This is a genomic window from Streptomyces sp. NBC_00158 (assembly GCF_045160885.1).
Classification (GTDB): domain Bacteria; phylum Actinomycetota; class Actinomycetes; order Streptomycetales; family Streptomycetaceae; genus Streptomyces.
In genome coordinates this window covers 5,599,630-5,615,530 of sequence record NZ_CP108161.1, presented here as the reverse complement: position 1 = coordinate 5,615,530, position 15,901 = coordinate 5,599,630, and the positions used below count along the sequence as shown (strand labels likewise).

General features: G+C 71.6%; 17 protein-coding genes. 5 read left to right on the top strand and 12 right to left on the bottom strand.

Going from position 1 to position 15,901, the window contains the following annotated elements; genetic code table 11:
- Positions 1-62: 62 nt before the first annotated feature.
- Positions 63-911, top strand: a complete 849-nt coding sequence (locus OG553_RS25840) for a hypothetical protein (RefSeq protein ID WP_405981263.1) — start codon at positions 63-65, stop codon at positions 909-911.
- Here OG553_RS25840 and OG553_RS25835 read toward each other — a convergent pair.
- The 9 genes from OG553_RS25835 to OG553_RS25795 form a co-directional block, all read right to left on the bottom strand.
- Positions 898-2,205 (bottom strand): hypothetical protein, encoded by a 1,308-nt coding sequence (locus OG553_RS25835; protein WP_405983134.1) that lies wholly within the window; start codon positions 2,203-2,205, stop codon positions 898-900. The genes OG553_RS25840 and OG553_RS25835 overlap by 14 nt on opposite strands.
- A gap of 247 nt (positions 2,206-2,452) precedes the next feature.
- Entirely contained in the window at positions 2,453-2,797 is a 345-nt protein-coding gene (locus OG553_RS25830; protein WP_007263433.1) for a metal-sulfur cluster assembly factor, read from the bottom strand.
- Positions 2,794-3,255: a Fe-S cluster assembly sulfur transfer protein SufU gene (gene sufU, locus OG553_RS25825; RefSeq protein WP_405981262.1), complete on the bottom strand. Its 462-nt coding sequence runs from the start codon at positions 3,253-3,255 to the stop codon at positions 2,794-2,796. The genes OG553_RS25830 and sufU overlap by 4 nt, the downstream gene beginning before the upstream one ends.
- Before the next feature lie 22 nt (positions 3,256-3,277).
- On the bottom strand, positions 3,278-4,534 hold the full coding sequence (locus OG553_RS25820) for a cysteine desulfurase (protein WP_362468568.1): 1,257 nt from the start codon (positions 4,532-4,534) through the stop codon (positions 3,278-3,280).
- The gene (gene sufC, locus OG553_RS25815) at positions 4,531-5,295 is read right to left on the bottom strand and encodes a Fe-S cluster assembly ATPase SufC (RefSeq protein WP_365156108.1); all 765 of its coding nucleotides are present in this window, start codon (positions 5,293-5,295) and stop codon (positions 4,531-4,533) included. The genes OG553_RS25820 and sufC overlap by 4 nt, the downstream gene beginning before the upstream one ends.
- Positions 5,296-5,302: 7 nt before the next feature.
- Entirely contained in the window at positions 5,303-5,620 is a 318-nt protein-coding gene (locus OG553_RS25810) for a bifunctional 3-phenylpropionate/cinnamic acid dioxygenase ferredoxin subunit (RefSeq protein WP_042820167.1), read from the bottom strand.
- Complete coding sequence (gene sufD / locus OG553_RS25805) at positions 5,620-6,798, bottom strand: Fe-S cluster assembly protein SufD (protein WP_405981261.1); 1,179 nt, start codon at positions 6,796-6,798, stop codon at positions 5,620-5,622. Before sufD ends, OG553_RS25810 begins: the two co-directional genes overlap by 1 nt.
- 83 nt (positions 6,799-6,881) lie before the next feature.
- Complete coding sequence (gene sufB / locus OG553_RS25800; protein ID WP_125594328.1) at positions 6,882-8,297, bottom strand: Fe-S cluster assembly protein SufB; 1,416 nt, start codon at positions 8,295-8,297, stop codon at positions 6,882-6,884.
- Positions 8,294-9,031 carry a helix-turn-helix transcriptional regulator gene (locus OG553_RS25795; protein ID WP_405983133.1) on the bottom strand — a complete coding sequence of 246 codons (738 nt, stop codon included), beginning with the start codon at positions 9,029-9,031 and terminating at the stop codon, positions 8,294-8,296. The genes sufB and OG553_RS25795 overlap by 4 nt, the downstream gene beginning before the upstream one ends.
- A 261-nt stretch (positions 9,032-9,292) precedes the next feature.
- Here OG553_RS25795 and OG553_RS25790 point away from each other — a divergent pair, with 261 nt between their 5' ends.
- From OG553_RS25790 to OG553_RS25775, 4 genes are all read left to right on the top strand, one after another.
- Entirely contained in the window at positions 9,293-10,219 is a 927-nt protein-coding gene (locus OG553_RS25790) for an ABC transporter ATP-binding protein (RefSeq protein ID WP_405981260.1), read from the top strand.
- Complete coding sequence (locus OG553_RS25785; RefSeq protein ID WP_405981259.1) at positions 10,216-10,983, top strand: ABC transporter permease; 768 nt, start codon at positions 10,216-10,218, stop codon at positions 10,981-10,983. The genes OG553_RS25790 and OG553_RS25785 overlap by 4 nt, the downstream gene beginning before the upstream one ends.
- Positions 10,984-11,117: 134 nt before the next feature.
- Complete coding sequence (locus tag OG553_RS25780) at positions 11,118-12,260, top strand: hypothetical protein (RefSeq protein WP_405981258.1); 1,143 nt, start codon at positions 11,118-11,120, stop codon at positions 12,258-12,260.
- A 4-nt stretch (positions 12,261-12,264) separates the two neighbouring features.
- Positions 12,265-13,254: a COX15/CtaA family protein gene (locus tag OG553_RS25775; protein ID WP_405981257.1), complete on the top strand. Its 990-nt coding sequence runs from the start codon at positions 12,265-12,267 to the stop codon at positions 13,252-13,254.
- A 32-nt stretch (positions 13,255-13,286) separates the two neighbouring features.
- Here the strand turns inward: OG553_RS25775 and OG553_RS25770 are convergent, their stop codons facing one another.
- The 3 genes from OG553_RS25770 to OG553_RS25760 all read right to left on the bottom strand — a co-directional run bounded on the left by OG553_RS25770 (position 13,287) and on the right by OG553_RS25760 (position 15,838).
- Positions 13,287-14,381 carry an amidohydrolase family protein gene (locus tag OG553_RS25770; RefSeq protein WP_405981256.1) on the bottom strand — a complete coding sequence of 365 codons (1,095 nt, stop codon included), beginning with the start codon at positions 14,379-14,381 and terminating at the stop codon, positions 13,287-13,289.
- Between the two features lie 122 nt (positions 14,382-14,503).
- Positions 14,504-14,881, bottom strand: coding sequence for a hypothetical protein (locus OG553_RS25765; protein WP_405981255.1), 378 nt, complete (start codon positions 14,879-14,881; stop codon positions 14,504-14,506).
- Positions 14,882-14,896: 15 nt separating this feature from the next.
- Complete coding sequence (locus tag OG553_RS25760; RefSeq protein WP_125817115.1) at positions 14,897-15,838, bottom strand: heme o synthase; 942 nt, start codon at positions 15,836-15,838, stop codon at positions 14,897-14,899.
- Positions 15,839-15,901: the final 63 nt, after the last annotated feature.

The window sequence follows — 15,901 nt, the reverse complement described above, 5'->3', positions numbered from 1 at the left end:
GCCCGGTCACACCCGCGCGCAACGGGGCTACGGTGTCCCCCTCAGGGGACGGGGGGCCGCTCATGGCGCAGCATTGGACCCACGCGGGCGGCGGCTGGCTGCCCCCTCGGCGGCCCCGGCCCGGCGTGGTGCCGCTGCGGCCCCTGGGGCCCGGGGAGATCCTCGCGGGCGCCGCCACCACCCTGCGCCGGTACGGCGGGGCGCTGTGCGGCGCGCTGCTCCTCGGCCAGCTCGCGGGGGCCCTGCTGGTCGCCGCGGCTGCGGGGGCGGCCACCCTGGCCTCCCTCAGCCGCAGCTCCGGCAGCCGGGTCTTCGTGTGGACGTTGTTCCCCGCGGCGACCCTGTTCCTGCTGTTCACCTGCGCCCTGGCGACCGCCCTGATCGCGGTGCTGCTGCGCCCGGCGGTGCTCGGCCGCGCCGTGACCGTGCCGGGGCTGCTGCGGGCGGGCCTGGCCCGGACCCCGGCCGTGCTCGGCGCGCAGCTGCTGGCGCTGCTCGCCGCGACGGCCCCCCTCGTGGCGGGCGGGGCGGCCGGGCTGCCGGCGCCCGCGCTGCTGCCGCTGCTCCCGGTGGCCCTGTGGCTCGGGGTGCTGTTCGCCCTGGCTCCCACCGCCGCCGGGTTCGAGGGGCTCGGGCCGGTGGCGGCGCTGCGGCGTTCGGCGCACCTGGTGCGCGGCGCGTGGTGGCGGACCCTCGCGGTCACGGCCCCGGCGGTGGCGTTCACCTGCGCGGCCGGGTACGCGCTCCAGGCCTGGTTCGGCCTGGCCGGGGCGCTGTCGGCGCTGGTGCTGCTGCCGGCGTTCCCGCAGCTGCCCGCCGGCCTGCTCTACGTGGACCGGCGGGTCCGCCGCGAGCACCTCGCCGAGGCGCTCGCGACGGACCCCGACGCCGGGGCGTTCAGTTCAGGGTGAACCAGGCGGCGCGGGCCTTCTTCCACTCCGGGTGCGTCAGGTCCTTGGCCTCGACGCCGTCGCCGTACAGGTCGGCGGAGCCGCTGTCGGTGACCACCTGCACGCGGGCGCCGGATGCGTTCAGGTCCGGCACCTCCACGATGGCCTCCCAGCCGCCGGGGTCGGTGGTGGGCAGGTCGGCGCGCTTGACGGGGGCGTGGCCGGGGACGCCGTCCCACTGGTAGAGGGCGTACGGGTCGGAGTTGTCGTCCGCCGCCCAGGAGCCGGCCAGGATCAGGTACTGGTTCGCGGCGTTCTTCTTGACGTCCCGCACCGACAGCCCGCCGAGGTCGAGCTCGACGCCCGCGCCGAAGACGGCCTTGGCGCCGCTCGACAGCACCTGGTCGAAGTTGGTGACCGGCACCAGCAGGGCCTTGCCGCCGGGCACGGCCGGGGCGAGCGGGGCGCGGAAGCCCAGGTAGGCGGTGGTCGTGGAACCGGGCGCGAACTCCAGGCCCTCCACGTTGAAGCCGTCGATCTGCTTCGGCGCCTCGCCGGCGGCGGTGCCCGCCGCGAAGCCGTACCGGTCGCCGTTCGCGGTGTCCCAGGCGACCAGGTCGTCGCGGAGCTTCTTGTAGGAGCGCCCGTACGCGAGCTGCGTGGCCGCGCCGGAGCCGCCCACGGTGGTGGTGAACACCGTGTTGCGGGGCGCCTTGTACTCGCCGTCCTTGTTGTTGCCGAGGGACCCGGTCCAGTAGATGGTGTTGCCGATCCTGGTGGCGCCCTCGATGTCCACCTCCTTGGTGACGCCGAGCTGGGAGCTGAAGTCCCAGGTGCGCACGGGGGCGGCGGAGCGGGAACGGTCGTACAGGCGCAGCACGTTGTTCTCGTCGTCGGCGACGACGGTGTAGCCGCCGCCGACGTCGACGGCGGCCGAGGTGTCGGAGGCGCCGCTGAAGTAGCGGGCGTCGGCCGGGTTCTGGACGGCCGCGGAGGCGGCGTAGGAGAGGGTCTTGGTGGCGGTCTTGCCGCCGAGCCCGGTGACCTTGACCGTCAGGTTGGTGTAGCCGCGGGCGTGCGCGGTGACGGCCAGCTGCCGTACGGCCCCCGTGCCGGTGACGGTGACGTCCCCGGTGCCGGCGACGGAGGCCTTGCTGGAGGCGGAGGCGCTGACGGTCAGTGCGGAGGCGTCGGCACCGCTCTGCCCGACGGTGACGTCGACGGTCTGGTCGCCGACCCCGTTCACGGAGCCGGACAGGTAGCCGGCGGACAGCGAGATGGTCGGGGTCCCGTAGGTGACCGCGTGCGCGGGCATGACCGTCGCGGCGACGATCAGTGCGGCGGTGCCCGCGGTACCGGCGATGCCGAGCTGCTTCTTCAAGGTGACGTCCTCTCCCTCACGGCGTCACGCTGTGACGGCCGTCGAGAAGATTCGGCCATGGCGGCCAACTCCCGGTGCACGTCACGCGTCGGCCCGGGAAAATCCCCGGAGACCCCCGAGAACGAGAACAGGGAGGGCCCCCGGCACGACCGTGCCGGGGGCCCTCACGCGACCGCGTCGCTCAGACGTTGAAGCCGAGCGCGCGCAGCTGCTCACGGCCGTCGTCCGTGATCTTGTCCGGGCCCCACGGGGGCATCCAGACCCAGTTGATGCGGAGCTCGTTGACGATGCCCTCGGTCGCCGACTTCGCCTGGTCCTCGATGACGTCCGTCAGCGGGCAGGCCGCCGAGGTCAGGGTCATGTCGAGGGTGGCGATGTTCGCGTCGTCGATGTGGATGCCGTAGATCAGGCCCAGGTTGACGACGTCGATGCCCAGCTCGGGGTCGACCACGTCGTAGAGGGCCTCGCGGACCTCCTCCTCGGTGGCCGGCTTGATCGACGCCTCGGGCGTCGCGTTCTCGGTCATGCCGTCTTCCTCTCCGCGTCGCCCAGCACCTGGGCGGTCGCGTCCTTCCAGGCCATCCAGCTCAGCAGAGCACACTTCACGCGCGCCGGATACTTGGAGACGCCGGCGAACGCGACCGCGTCCTCCAGCACCTCTTCCATCTCCTCGTCCGGCTCCAGCTTGCCCTTGGACTGCATCAGCTCCAGGAACACGCCCTGGATCTTCTGCGCCTCGGCGAGCTCCTTGCCGACGAGCAGCTCGTTCAGCACGGACGCGCTGGCCTGGCTGATGGAGCAGCCCTGGCCCTCGTAGGAGACGTCGGTGAGCGTCTCCCCGTCGTACTTCACGCGGAGCGTGATCTCGTCGCCGCACGTCGGGTTGACGTGGTGCACCTCGGCGTCGCCGTCGCGCAGGCCGCGCCCGTGCGGGTGCTTGTAGTGGTCCAGGATCAGTTCCTGGTACATCGAATCCAGCTTCACAGCCTCGTCCTCGTCGCCTTCGTCAGCCGAAGAAGTTCCGTACGTGCTCCAGCCCGTCGATCAGCGCGTCGACCTCGGCGGGAGAGGAGTACAGGTAGAAAGACGCTCGCGTGGTCGCGGGAATTCCGTAGCGGAGGCACACGGGGCGCGCGCAGTGGTGTCCCACGCGGACCGCGATGCCCTGCTCGTCCAGCACCTGGCCGACGTCGTGCGGGTGGATGTCACCGAGCGTGAAGGAGATCGCCGCGCCGCGGTCCTCGGCCGTGGTCGGGCCGATGATCCGCAGGTCGGGCACCTCCAGGAGGCGCTTGACCGCGTACTCGGTGATCGCGTGCTCGTGCGCCGCGATGTTCTCCATGCCGATCGAGGTCAGGTAGTCCACGGCCGCACCGAGGCCGACGGCCTGGGCGATCGGGGGCGTGCCCGCCTCGAACTTGTGGGGCGCCGGGGCGTACGTGGAGGAGTGCATCGAGACGGTCTCGATCATCTCGCCGCCGCCGAGGAACGGGGGCAGGTCCTCCAGGAGCTCCTGGCGGCCCCACAGGACGCCGATGCCGGTCGGGCCGCACATCTTGTGGCCGGTGAAGGCCACGAAGTCGGCGCCGAGGGCCTGGACGTCCAGCGGCATGTGCGGAGCGGCCTGCGAGGCGTCGATCAGCACCAGCGCGCCGACCTCCTGCGCGCGGCGGACGATCGCCTCGACCGGGTTGACCGTGCCCAGGATGTTGGAGACCAGCGTGAAGGAGACGATCTTCGTCTTCTCCGTGATGACCTCTTCGATGTTGGACAGGTCGAGCCGGCCGTCGTCGGTGAGGCCGAACCACTTCAGCTTCGCGCCGGTGCGCTGCGAGAGCAGCTGCCACGGGACGATGTTGGAGTGGTGCTCCATCTCCGTGATGGCGATCTCGGTGTCGCGGTCGACCCGGTAGGGCTCGTCCGCCCAGCCGAGCATGTTCGCGACCAGGTTGAGCGACTCCGAGGCGTTCTTGGTGAAGATCACCTCGTCGCGGCTCGGCGCGTTGATGAAGGCGGCGACCTTGTCGCGGGCGCCCTCGTACAGTGCCGTGGCCTCCTCGGCGAGCACGTGCACGCCGCGGTGGACGTTGGCGTTGTGCCGCTCGTAGTACGCGTTCAGCGCGTCGAGCACCTGGCGCGGCTTCTGCGAGGTCGCCGCGTTGTCCAGGTAAACGATCTTCTTCCCGTCGTGGACCACACGATCCAGCAGGGGGAAGTCCTTGCGGATCGCCTCGATGTCGAGGAGGCCAGGCAGCTGTGTCACGCGGTCGCGCCACCCTTCACGTACTTGTCGTAGCCCTCGTTCTCCAGCTGGTCGGCGAGCTCGGCGCCGCCGGACTCGGCGATGCGGCCGTTCGCGAACACGTGCACGAAGTCGGGCTTGATGTAGCGCAGGATGCGCGTGTAGTGGGTGATGAGCAGGGTGCCGACCTGGCCGCCCTCGCGGACGCGGTTGACGCCCTCGGAGACGATGCGCAGGGCGTCGACGTCGAGGCCGGAGTCGGTCTCGTCGAGGATCGCGATCTTCGGCTGGAGGAGCTCCAGCTGGAGGATCTCGTGGCGCTTCTTCTCACCGCCGGAGAAGCCCTCGTTGACGTTGCGCTCGGCGAAGGCCGGGTCCATCTGGAGCTGCTCCATCGCGGACTTGACCTCCTTCACCCAGGTGCGCAGCTTGGGGGCCTCGCCGCGGATGGCGGTGGCGGAGGTGCGCAGGAAGTTGGAGACCGAGACGCCGGGGACCTCGACCGGGTACTGCATGGCGAGGAAGACGCCGGCGCGGGCGCGCTCGTCGACGGACATCTCCAGGACGTCTTCGCCGTCGAGGGTCACGGTGCCACCGGTGATGGTGTACTTCGGGTGACCGGCGAGGGAGTACGCCAGGGTGGACTTGCCGGAGCCGTTGGGGCCCATGATGGCGTGCGTCTCACCCTGCTTGACCGTCAGGTCGACACCCTTGAGGATCTCGCGGGCGCCGTTCTCGGCCTCGACGGAGACGTGCAGGTCGTGGATTTCAAGCGTTGCCATGGGTACCTCAGGACTCCTGGGTGAGGGAGACGAGCACGTCGTCCCCTTCGATCTTGACGGGGTAAACGGGGACGGGGCGCGTCGCGGGCAGACCGGAGGGCTTGCCGGTGCGCAGGTCGAAGGCCGACCCGTGCAGCCAGCACTCGATCATGCAGTCCTCGACCTCACCCTCCGAGAGCGAGACGTTCGCGTGCGAGCAGATGTCGTTGATCGCGAACACCTCCCCCTCGGTGGAGACGATGGACACCGGCGTGCCGTCGAGTTCCACCCGCTTGGGGGTGTTCTCCTCCAGCTCGCTCAGCGCACAGGCCTTGACGTACGTCATCAGACGGCCGCCGCCAGCTCGGCCTCGATCTTGGCGATGAGGCGCTCCTCGATGTCCGCGACACCGATCTGCTGGACGAGCTCGGCGAAGAAGCCGCGGACGACCAGTCGGCGGGCCTCGTCGGCCGGGATGCCGCGGGCCTGGAGGTAGAAGAGCTGCTCGTCGTCGAAGCGGCCGGTCGCGGAGGCGTGGCCGGCGCCGACGATCTCGCCGGTCTCGATCTCGAGGTTCGGCACCGAGTCGACGCGCGCGCCGTCCGTGAGGACGAGGTTGCGGTTCATCTCGTAGGTGTCGGTGCCCTCGGCGGTCTTCTCGATGAGCACGTCACCGATCCAGACGGCGTGGGCGTCCTGGCCCTGGAGCGCGCCCTTGTAGACCACGTTGGACTTGCAGTGCGGGGCGTCGTGGGTGACCAGGAGGCGGTGCTCCTGGTGCTGGCCCGCGTCCGTGAAGTAGACGCCGAGCATCTCGGCCTCGCCGCCGGGGCCCGCGTAGCTGACGCGCGGGTGCAGGCGGACCAGGTCGCCGCCGAAGGTCACGACGACGGACTTGAAGCTGGCGTCGCGGCCGACGAGGGCGTTGTGCTGCGAGGTGTGGACCGCGGTGTCGTCCCAGTCCTGGACGGACACGAAGGTCACCTTGGCGCCGTCGCCGACGAGGATGTCGACGTTGGCGGCGCGGACGCCGTCGCCGGTGTGGTCGATCACGATGATCGCCTCGGCGAAGGGCTTGATGTCGAAGACGGTGTGCCCGAAGGTCGTGCCGCCCTCACCGTGGAGCGCGACCCGGATGGGCTCGGCGAGCACGGTCTCCTTGGGCACGGTGACGACCGTGGCCTTGGCGAACGAGGAGAAGGCCTGCGCGGCGACGCGGTCGACGGGGGTGCCGGCCTTGCCGATCCGCTCGTCGCCGCGCTCGACGGACTCGACCGTCACGCCCTCGGGGGCGTCGATCTGGGCCTTCATGGTGCCGTTGGCGACCGCGGTGCCGTCGTGCAGACCCTTGAGGCGGGCCAGCGGGGTGAACCGCCACTCCTCCTCGCGGCCGTGCGGAACGGGGAAGTCGGCCACGTCGAAGGACGGGGGCGCGCTCATCCGGGTGGCGACGGTGGACTCGGCGGCCACCGCGATCGCGCCGGCGGTGGTGGAGCCCGCCGGAATGTTCTGAGCCTCAGCCATGGCTGTCGTCTTGCTCTCTTCCATACGTGTGACGAATGTGCTGCGGGGCGGGGGCGGCCGGGGCGAGCCGGCCGCCGTCGGGACTAGCCGACCGAGCCCTCCATCTGCAGCTCGATGAGCCGGTTGAGCTCCAGCGCGTACTCCATCGGCAGCTCCTTCGCGATCGGCTCGACGAAGCCGCGCACGATCATGGCCATGGCCTCGAACTCGGTGAGCCCGCGCTGCATCAGGTAGAAGAGCTGGTCGTCGGAGACCTTGGAGACGGTGGCCTCGTGGCCCATCGTCACGTCGTCCTCGCGGACGTCCACGTAGGGGTAGGTGTCCGAGCGGGAGATGGTGTCGACGAGGAGCGCGTCGCACAGCACGTTGGACTTGGAGCCCGCGGCGCCCTCGCCGATCTCGACCAGACCGCGGTAGGAGGTGCGGCCGCCGCCTCGCGCCACCGACTTGGAGACGATGTTGGAGGAGGTGTTCGGCGCCATGTGGACCATCTTGGAGCCGGCGTCCTGGTGCTGGCCCTCGCCCGCGAAGGCGATGGACAGGGTCTCGCCCTTGGCGTGCTCGCCCATCAGGTAGACGGCCGGGTACTTCATGGTGACCTTGGAACCGATGTTGCCGTCGATCCACTCCATGGTCGCGCCCTCGTACGCCACGGCGCGCTTGGTGACCAGGTTGTAGACGTTGTTCGACCAGTTCTGGATGGTCGTGTAGCGGCAGCGGCCGCCCTTCTTCACGATGATCTCGACCACGGCGCTGTGCAGCGAGTCCGAGGAGTAGACCGGGGCGGTGCAGCCCTCGACGTAGTGGACGTAGGCGTCCTCGTCGACGATGATCAGCGTCCGCTCGAACTGGCCCATGTTCTCCGTGTTGATGCGGAAGTAGGCCTGGAGCGGGATGTCCACGTGGACACCCTTGGGGACGTAGATGAAGGAGCCGCCCGACCACACGGCGGTGTTCAGCGACGCGAACTTGTTGTCGCCGACCGGGATGACCGTGCCGAAGTACTCCTGGAAGAGCTCCGGGTGCTCCTTGAGCGCGGTGTCCGTGTCGAGGAAGATGACGCCCTGCTCCTCCAGGTCCTCGCGGATCTGGTGGTAGACGACCTCGGACTCGTACTGGGCCGCGACACCGGCGACGAGGCGCTGCTTCTCCGCCTCCGGGATGCCGAGCTTGTCGTACGTGTTCTTGATGTCCTCGGGCAGGTCCTCCCAGGAAGCGGCCTGCTTCTCGGTGGAACGCACGAAGTACTTGATGTTGTCGAAGTCGATGCCGGAGAGGTCGGAACCCCACATCGGCATGGGCTTCTTGCCGAACAGCTTGAGGCCCTTGAGGCGGAGGTTCAGCATCCACTCCGGCTCGGACTTCTTCGCCGAGATGTCGCGGACGACGTCCTCGGACAGACCCCGCTTGGCAGCGGCACCGGCCGCGTCGGAGTCGGCCCAGCCGTACTCGTAGTTGCCCAGACCCTCGAGCTCAGGGTGAGCAGTCTCCGTGGTCATGCGGGGTTCCTCCCGGCCGTACTTGCAGATGCTGATGTGTCGGTCTGTGTGGCGCTTCGCGGGATGAACGTGGTGCACACCCCGTCGCCGTGGGCGATCGTGGCGAGGCGCTGCACATGCGTCCCGAGCAGGCGGGAGAAGACCTCTGTCTCCGCCTCGCAGAGCTGCGGGAACTGCTCGGCGACGTGTGCGACCGGGCAGTGGTGCTGACAGAGCTGTTCACCGCTGTGCGGACCGGGAGCGCTCTTCGCCGTAGCAGCGTACCCGTCCGCGGTCAACGCCTTGGCCAGGGCCTCGGTGCGGGCCGCGGGTGCGGCCGCCTCCACGGCTTCCCGGTAGGTCCGCGCCTGGTTCTCCATCCGCGCCCTCGCGAAGGCGGCCACGGCCGCCTCGCCCTCGTCGCCGCCGCCGACGGACTGCGCGATCCAGCGCAGGGCGTCCGCGGCGAGGGTGTCGTAGGACTGGTCGAAGGCGTCCCGGCCGCAGTCGGTCAGCGCGAAGACCTTGGCGGGCCGGCCCCGGGTGCGCGTGCCGTACACACGCTGCTCACGGGGTGCGACCACGTCGTCGGCGACGAGCGCGTCGAGGTGGCGGCGGACGGCGGCCTGGGTGAGGCCTAGGCGCTGCGCGAGGTCGGCGACGGTGGAGGGGCCGTGGTCCAGGATGGACCGCGCGACCCGGTTGCGGGTTGACCGCTCCCCGGTCGCGAGCTCCCCCTGCGGGGCCTCGCTCATCCGTTCGCCGTTTTTCACAACGCCATTGTTGCGTAATTAAGCGAGCCCCGACAAGCCGTGACGGACGCCACGCCCGGTGGCGTCCATCACTAAGGGTTACCTTATTTATCTACGGAGAGTTAATCGGTAGATGGAATTCCGCTTCCATTCCCGCCGGAAGGAACCGTCTCCGAGACACCGTGTTCGAATCGATTCCGCCTTTCCGCACCGGTCCACCCCGGGGACGGGGCCCTCTTCCCCGGCTCCGTAGACTCAGTCACCATGAGCAACGACCCCGCCGTGGAAATCCGCGGACTGGTGAAGCGGTACGGCCCCAAAACGGCGGTGGACGGCCTGGACCTCACCGTCCCGCGCGGCTCCGTCACCGCGGTCCTCGGCCCCAACGGCGCGGGCAAGACCACCACGGTCGAGACCTGCGAGGGCTACCACCGCCCCGACGCCGGCACCGTACGCGTCCTCGGCCTCGACCCCGTCGCCCAGGCCGGGCGGCTGCGCCCGCGCGTCGGCGTGATGCTCCAGTCCGGCGGCGTCTACTCCGGCGCCCGCGCCGTGGAGATGCTGCGCCACATGGCGAAGCTGTACGCCGACCCCCTCGACGTCGACACCCTCGTGGAACGCCTCGGCCTCGGCGGCTGCGGCCGGACCACCTACCGCAGGCTCTCCGGCGGCCAGCAGCAGCGGCTCGCCCTGGCCATGGCCGTCGTCGGCCGCCCCGAGCTGGTCTTCCTCGACGAGCCCACCGCCGGCCTCGACCCCCAGGCCCGCCGCGCCACCTGGGACCTCGTACGCGAACTGCGCGCCGACGGCGTCACCGTCGTCCTCACCACCCACCACATGGACGAGGCCGAACAGCTGTCCGACGAGGTCGCCATCGTGGACGCCGGCAAGGTCATCGCGCACGGCAGCCCCGAGCAGCTGTGCCGGGGCGGCGCCGAGAACACCCTGCGCTTCACCGGCCGCCCCTCCCTCGACCTCGCCTCCCTGCTGAAGGCCCTGCCCGACGGCACCCAGGCCGCCGAGATCACCCCCGGCGCCTACCGGGTCACCGGCGACGTGGACCCGCAGCTGCTGGCCACCGTCACCTCCTGGTGCGCCCAGCACGGGGTCATGCCCGACAGCCTCTCCGTGGAGCGGCACACCCTCGAAGACGTCTTCCTCGAACTGACCGGTAAGGAGCTGCGCGCATGAGCGCCGGTACGTTCACCCCCCGGCCGGGGGCCGCGCCGGTGTCCCGGATGATCTGGGCGCAGACCGCGCTGGAGACCCGGATGCTGCTGCGCAACGGCGAGCAGCTGCTGCTGACCGTGATCATCCCGGCGCTGCTGCTGACCCTCTTCTCCGCCGTCGACATCGTCGACACGGGAGAGGGCGAGTCCGTCGACTTCCTGGCGCCGGGCGTCCTCGCGCTCGCCGTGATGTCCACGGCCTTCACCGGCCAGGCCATCGCCACCGGCTTCGACCGCCGCTACGGGGTGCTCAAGCGGCTCGGGGCCTCCCCGCTGCCGCGCTGGGCGCTGATGACCGCCAAGACCCTGTCGGTGCTGGTCACCGAGGTGCTCCAGGTCGCCCTCCTGACGGTGATCGCCCTCGCGCTGGGCTGGTCCCCGCACGGGAACCCGCTGTCGGTCGCGGTACTGCTGCTGCTCGGCACGGCCGCCTTCTCCGGGCTCGGGCTGCTGATGGCGGGCACCCTCAAGGCCGAGGTGACCCTGGCCGCGGCCAACCTGGTGTTCCTGCTGCTGCTGGTCGGCGGCGGGGTGATCGTGCCGCTGGAGAAGTTCCCCGAAGCGGTGCGGTCCGCACTCGGCCTGCTGCCGATCTCGGCGCTCTCCGACGGGCTGCGCGAGGTGCTCCGCGAAGGGGCCGCGCTGCCGTGGGGCGACGCGGCCGTACTGGGCGTCTGGGCGGTCCTGGGGCTCGGCGCCGCCGCGAAGTGGTTCCGCTGGGAGTAGGCCGGCGGAGCCGGTGGAAGTGAGCCGGACCACCCGGTGCGGGCCGCCGTCCCGGGAGTGAATCGGTGCTCCCGGACGTTGGCCCGGCGGGAGGTCGACCAGCCTCCGCACATCGGAACGCCGGGGGACTTGGCATGGCTCAGGCTCAGCGGGAGGCCGCTCTGCGGCTGGACGAACAGTGGGCCCGGATCAGGTCGGGGGCCGAGCGGGCCGGGCCCGCCGAGAGCGAACGGCTGCTGCGCGAGCTGATCGGCGCGCTCCGCGGGCCCGCGCGGACCGACCCCGAGTGCGCCGCCCGGCTCGGGCTGCGCCTGGGCGACCTCGCGGCGCGCCGGTTCGGCGGCGGGGACCGGGCCGGGGCGCTGGCCGCCGCCGAGGAGGGGCTCGGCCACGCGCGGCGGGCCGCGCCGCACGCGCCCGAGTACGCCCGCTGGTACGCGCGGGGGCTCATCAACCAGGGGGTCTGGCTGGCGTGGCCGCTGAGCGACCGGGCCCGGCTGCCGCTGCACCCGCTGGGCGCGGGCGGCGAGAGCGGCCCGGGTGCGATGGAGCGGGCGGCCGGCGAACGCGCCCGTGACGTGACGCGGGCCGCCGTCGAGGTCTGGGCCGGGCTGGACCAGGAGGACCCCGTCAACCGGCGCGGGCTCGCACAGGCCAAGGTGTTCCTCGCGGACCGGCTCGCGGAGCTGGGCTCGGCCGCCCAGGCGGTCGCCTGGGCGGTGGACGCCGAGGCCGGGTTCCGCCGGCTGCTGCTCGCGGACCCCGCTCCCGAGGCGGCGCAGGAGGCCGAGGAGGCCCTGGACCACATCGGCCGCCAGCTGGAGCTGCGGCTGCGCTTCCTGGACTTCGACGCGCTGGCGGGGCTCCGCGCCGACGGGCTGCTGCCCGAGCGGCTGCTGCCGCAGGCGGTGGTGGCGGCCCTGATCCAGGGCGTGCCCGCGGCGGTGATCGGGGGCGGGCTGGGGCTGGACGCCGAGCAGGTCGCCACGATGCTGGAGGTGACCCCGTGGCTGGCGGTGTGGCGGGTCGAGGTGCGGGGCGCCGACGGGCTGTGGAGCGTACAGCCGGACCCGTGGCAGGGATCGGCGCAGGTGCGGGGGCTGACCGCCGAGGAGGTGGGCTCCGGCCTGGTGCGGGAGTTCGCCGGGTCCCCGCTGCACCCCGGCGAGGGCGGTCTGTGGCGGGTGCTGGTGTGGTGGCACGAGGAGGGGGATCCGGCGGGGGCCAGGTTCCGCTTGACGCTCGGGCCCGACGCTCCCGCCGGTACCCCCTCGTGAAACTTTGCACAAGGCGCCGCATACGATAGGCGCCGTGTTGAACCCATTCGCATACATCGCCGACCGCTGGACGCCGTCACCCCGGACGCTCCGGCGGGCCGCGTCCGCCGCGCTCCTGATGAGCGTGGCCATCATCGTCACCGGCGGCGCGGTGCGGCTGACCGGATCCGGTCTCGGCTGCGACACCTGGCCCAAGTGCACCGACGACAGCCTCGTCGTCACCCAGGCCCAGGGCTTCCACGGAGCCATCGAGTTCGGCAACCGGATGCTGACGTACGTGCTGTGCGCGGCCGTCGGCTGGTTCATCCTCGCGGCGCGCGCCTCGAAGCCGTGGCGGCACTCGCTGACCAGGCTCGGCTGGACCCAGTTCGCCCTGGTGATGGGCAACGCGGTCCTCGGCGGCATCACCGTCCTGACCGGGCTCAACCCGTACAGCGTCGCCGGGCACTTCCTGCTCGCCACCGCCCTGATCGCGGTCACCACCGTCTCCTGGCAGCGCACCCGCGAGGGTGACGGCGCCCCCCGGCCGCGCGTGCCGGGGCCCGTGCGCAAGCTGTCGTGGGCGCTGATCGCCACCACCCTGGTGCTGATCGCGGCGGGCACGGTGGTCACCGGTTCCGGTCCGCACGCCGGCGACAAGAGCGAGATCAAGCGCATGCCGTTCGACTGGGCGGCCACCGCACACGTGCACGCCATCGCCGCCTGGCTGGTCTGCGCGCTCGCCGTCGCGATGTGGCTGGTGCTGCGCGTGGTCGACGCCCCCGCCGACACCCGGGCACGCGCCCGCGACCTGCTGGTCGTCCTGCTCGCCCAGGGTGCGATCGGCTACGTCCAGTTCTTCACGAAACTGCCCGAGGTGCTGGTCGCCGTGCACATGCTGGGCTCCTGCCTGGTGTGGATCGCGGTGCTGCGCCTGGCCCTGAGCCTGCGCGAGCGCTCCGCCGACCGACCGCAGGCCCCGGCGCGGGACGAGGAGCAGCTCTCGGCGGTCTGACGCCGCCGTCCGGCCGGCTCCGCCCGGCGCCGTCAGCCGCGCTCGTCGAGCCGGTAGACGCGCCGGGCGTTGCCGGCCGCGAGCATTCCCGCGACGCGCTGCGCGTCCTGCCAGGACCATGCGCCCTCGGCGACCCAGCCCCCCAGGACCCGGCCGAGCGCCTCGCGGAACACCAGGGCGCCCACCGCGTGCAGCTCGGGCAGGTCCCGCCCGCCGCTGGAGTAGAGCACCTTGCCGAACGGCGCGAGTTCCAGCAGCTCCGCCAGTACGGCGGCGGCCCGCGCACCGGTGCGGGCGAGGGCCGGGCCGAGGTCGGCGTGGACGTGCGGGTGCTCCGCCGCCAGGCGGGCGGTCCGCCGGTGGTGCGGGTAGCCGCCGCTCAGCACCAGCCGGGCGCCCAGGCCGGCGGTGGCCCGTACGAACCCGGTCAGCGGTTCGGGGTCGGCCCCGCCGGTGTGCAGCTGGAGCGGCAGCCCGGAGGCCACCGCGCTCCACACGAGGTGCCGCAGCAGTACGGGGTCCCGTAGCTCCCCTCCCCTGGCGCGCCCGGCCAGCCAGCGTCCGGCCGCCGCCCTGACCTCAACGGGCCCGGGCGGTTCCGGGGCGGCGGCGAGGGCGGCCAAACAGCCGGTACGGGCCCCGCAGGCGAAGCCGACGGCTCCGGCGGCGGCGTGGTGGACGGCTCCGGCGAGGTTGGCGAGGAAGGCGGCGACGGTCCCGGAGGTGTCGGCGGCCTGCTCGGCCAGTAACTCCAGCCGGGCCACCTCGAAGGCCTCCGCGTCCCCGGCGAGCGCCAGCTCCTTGGGCCCGGTGAGGTCCCCTGGGGCTCCGGTGTCGACGAGGTACGCGCCCGTTCCCGAGCCCCGCAGCAGCCGTCTGGTGCTCTCGGCGGTGCCGAGTTCGCGCCGCCGGGCCAGGTAGCGGGCGGGCGGGCAGTGCGGCTCCAGGCCGAGCAGCGGCGGGCACCACCGGCGCACGGCGAAGCCGGTCTGCGTGTCGAAGAAGGTGGTGCCCGGGGCGGGCGCACCGGCGGGGCCGACCAGCTGGGCCTCGAAGGTGGCGATGCCCAGCTCGGCGCGGAGCACCCCGCGGCAGTGCTGGTCCACCAGGGGCGGCGTTTCGATCATCCGGTCATCCCGTTGCGGACGTGGGGAAGCGGCTTCCACACGTCCTAACGGGTGAGCGGGGTGTGAAGTATTGCCCGCTCTGTTGACCGACCCGCGTTCTGCGGATTTCGACGGCCGGGGATTCAGGCCGTCGGGTTGGCGGGGCCGCCGATCTGGATCCCGGCCATCCGGGTCCACTCGTACGGGCCGGTCTTCACCCGGGCGGCGAACTCCCCGTCGAACTCCTCGTGGAGGGTCAGCCCGGCCTGTTCGGCGGCGAGCTGGGCCACGGCGTACGTCGGGGCGACGAGGTCGCCCCAGCCGCCGTCGGTGCCCACGAGGACGATCCGGGTGCCGGCCTGGCCGATGTGCGCGAGCTGGCCCTCGGCGCCGCCGTGCTGCTTGGCGAAGGCGCCGATCTGCCGGGCCAGCTTCGCGGCCGTACGGCTGTGCTTCTTGTCCGCGGGCGCTGCGGCCCCGGAGGTGTCTGCGGTGTCTGCGGTCTCTGCCATGGACGGCATGCTACCGGCGAGTAATCAGCGGAGGAAGGGATCCACGGCCACGGCGACGAAGAGCAGCGACACATAGGTGATCGACCAGTGGAACAGCCGCATCTCCTTGAGCTTCGCGCCCGTCACCCCGGCCTTGGCCCGGGCGCTCAGCGCGTGCGCCTCCCACAGCCACCAGCCGCCCGCCAGCAGCGCCACGGAGGTGTAGAACCAGCCGGTGTACCCCAGCGGGGTCAGCAGCAGCGAGACCGCCACCATCACCCAGCTGTAGAGGACGATCTGGCGCGCCACGGCCTTGTTGCCCGCCACCACCGGCAGCATCGGCACGCCGACCCGCGCGTAGTCGTCCTTGACCTTCATGGACAGCGGCCAGTAGTGCGGCGGCGTCCAGAAGAAGATCACGAGGAAGAGGATCACGGCGGCCCAGGAGACCTCGTTCTTCACCGCCGACCAGCCGATGAGCACCGGCATGCAGCCGGCGATCCCGCCCCAGACGATGTTCTGCGCGGTGCGCCGCTTCAGCAGCATCGTGTAGACGACCACGTAGAAGAGGAGTGCGCCGAGCGCGAGGGCGGCCGACAGCCAGTTGATCAGCAGCCCGAAGAACAGCGTCGAGACGACGCCGAGCGAGATGCCGAACACCAGGCACTCGGTCGGGCTCACCATGCCGGTCACCAGCGGCCGCTGCGACGTGCGGTCCATCAGCGCGTCGATGTCGCGGTCGATGTACATGTTCAGCGCGTTGGCGCCGCCCGCGGACAGGTAACCGCCGAAGCAGGTGGCGAGCACCAGCCACAGCGACGGCACGCCCTGCTCCGCGAGGAACATCACCGGCACTGTGGTGATCAGCAGAAGTTCGATGATCCGCGGCTTGGTCAAAGCCACGAAAGCCATGACCCGGGCCCCGAACGGCCGGTGACCGGGGCTCGTCCCGAGCACCCCCGCTGGACGGGATTCGACGGCCGTCACGCACACCCCTGAGAGAGAATCCAGCAAGCTTCCGAAGCGATGCCTCCAGTAAATGAAGGCTCG

Bases quoted from the DNA above. Each gene is read 5' to 3' on its own strand.
- OG553_RS25840 (WP_405981263.1), top strand. From the start codon at position 63: ATGGCGCAGCATTGGACCCACGCGGGCGGCGGCTGGCTGCCCCCTCGG.
- OG553_RS25835 (WP_405983134.1), bottom strand. From the start codon at position 2,205: ATGCCCGCGCACGCGGTCACCTACGGGACCCCGACCATCTCGCTGTCC.
- OG553_RS25830 (WP_007263433.1), bottom strand. From the start codon at position 2,797: ATGACCGAGAACGCGACGCCCGAGGCGTCGATCAAGCCGGCCACCGAG.
- sufC (WP_365156108.1), bottom strand. From the start codon at position 5,295: ATGGCAACGCTTGAAATCCACGACCTGCACGTCTCCGTCGAGGCCGAG.
- OG553_RS25810 (WP_042820167.1), bottom strand. From the start codon at position 5,620: ATGACGTACGTCAAGGCCTGTGCGCTGAGCGAGCTGGAGGAGAACACC.
- sufD (WP_405981261.1), bottom strand. From the start codon at position 6,798: ATGGCTGAGGCTCAGAACATTCCGGCGGGCTCCACCACCGCCGGCGCG.
- sufB (WP_125594328.1), bottom strand. From the start codon at position 8,297: ATGACCACGGAGACTGCTCACCCTGAGCTCGAGGGTCTGGGCAACTAC.
- OG553_RS25795 (WP_405983133.1), bottom strand. From the start codon at position 9,031: ATGAGCGAGGCCCCGCAGGGGGAGCTCGCGACCGGGGAGCGGTCAACC.
- OG553_RS25790 (WP_405981260.1), top strand. From the start codon at position 9,293: ATGAGCAACGACCCCGCCGTGGAAATCCGCGGACTGGTGAAGCGGTAC.
- OG553_RS25785 (WP_405981259.1), top strand. From the start codon at position 10,216: ATGAGCGCCGGTACGTTCACCCCCCGGCCGGGGGCCGCGCCGGTGTCC.
- OG553_RS25780 (WP_405981258.1), top strand. From the start codon at position 11,118: ATGGCTCAGGCTCAGCGGGAGGCCGCTCTGCGGCTGGACGAACAGTGG.
- OG553_RS25770 (WP_405981256.1), bottom strand. From the start codon at position 14,381: ATGATCGAAACGCCGCCCCTGGTGGACCAGCACTGCCGCGGGGTGCTC.
- OG553_RS25765 (WP_405981255.1), bottom strand. From the start codon at position 14,881: ATGCCGTCCATGGCAGAGACCGCAGACACCGCAGACACCTCCGGGGCC.